Source organism: Candidatus Protofrankia californiensis (assembly GCF_900634765.1).
Taxonomy (GTDB): Bacteria; Actinomycetota; Actinomycetes; order Frankiales; family Frankiaceae; genus Protofrankia; species Protofrankia californiensis.
In genome coordinates this window covers 2,361-3,450 of the sequence record NZ_CAAAFT010000192.1, presented here as the reverse complement: position 1 = coordinate 3,450, position 1,090 = coordinate 2,361, and the positions used below count along the sequence as shown (strand labels likewise).

Below are 1,090 nucleotides of genomic sequence, written 5' to 3'. Positions count from 1 at the left end.
GATCTTGAAACAGTCCCCGAATGTGCGACAGAGCGTGTGCCACGAACACCGAGAGGGGCTTGATGTAGGTAGAGCTTTCTTGAGGTGATGCTGTGCGAGAGATGAAGGTAGGCCCTTCGGAGCCGCCCTGTGGGGGGAGGTTTCAAACCGCCACCTGCTGCGTTGGCTGAAGACCGTCGTGGTGAGCGAGGTGGAAAAGGCGTCCTGGAGGCGTCAGGTGGGGACCAGGAAGACGGTGCGCAGTCCCGGTGACGGGATCGCCGTTGACGTGTCGTTAAGCAGAAGTGGTGCCAAAACCGGGGTGTTGCTCTGTGTCCCGGGATGAGCCTGGCGGATACCCGCTTACTGGCCAGGTGGTGCCCGGCATGGAGGCGACGTGATCCTGGTCTGCTGCTCTCGTACGGAACGTGGGAAGGCGTGTCCCGATGCTCTCCGCCTTGTTTCGGGCGGGGGAGAGGAAGCCTGCCAAGCAGGATGAATCTGCGAGGTAGTGAGTACCGATGCGGGATGCGCCGGCGGACCGGCTCGTAGTAGCGGTGAAGCTCCTGCTGGGCGCGGTGGGGGTGGAGCAAAGGGGCCGGGTTATCCGTGGCCTTGTTATGGGGTCAACCGGGAGACCGGGAGGAGCTCGATGGACAGGCTGAAGCCATCAGGGAAACCGTTTGAGATCTCGAAGTGGGAGGTGTGGGAAGCCTGGAAGCAGGTGCGGGAGAACCAGGGTGCCGCGGGGGTGGACGGCTGCACGGTAGCGGACTTCGAAACCGACCTGAAGAACAATCTGTACAAGGTCTGGAACCGGATGTCCTCGGGTAGCTATTTCCCGCCCCCGGTGATGGCGGTGGAGATCCCGAAGTCGCACGGTGAGGGGACGAGGGTGCTCGGGGTGCCCACGGTCGCGGACAGAGTGGCCCAGACGGTGGTGGCACGGCGGCTCGGGGCGAAGGTCGAACCGATCTTCCACCTCGACTCGTACGGCTACCGGCCCGGACGGTCAGCGCTGGACGCGGTCGCGGCCTGCCGGCAACGCTGCTGGCGTTACGCCTGGGTGATTGACCTTGATATCCAGGCGTTCTTGGATGCATCGTCACAC

1 protein-coding gene is annotated in these 1,090 nt (G+C 63.6%); it reads left to right on the top strand.

Translation table 11 applies throughout. The annotated features are described in order from the left end of the window. Nucleotides 1–631: 631 nt before the first annotated feature. Nucleotides 632–1,090, top strand: a 459-nt coding sequence (locus DD1DGNOD_RS10680; RefSeq protein ID WP_241255638.1) for a reverse transcriptase domain-containing protein, incomplete at its 3' end; no start/stop codon positions are given.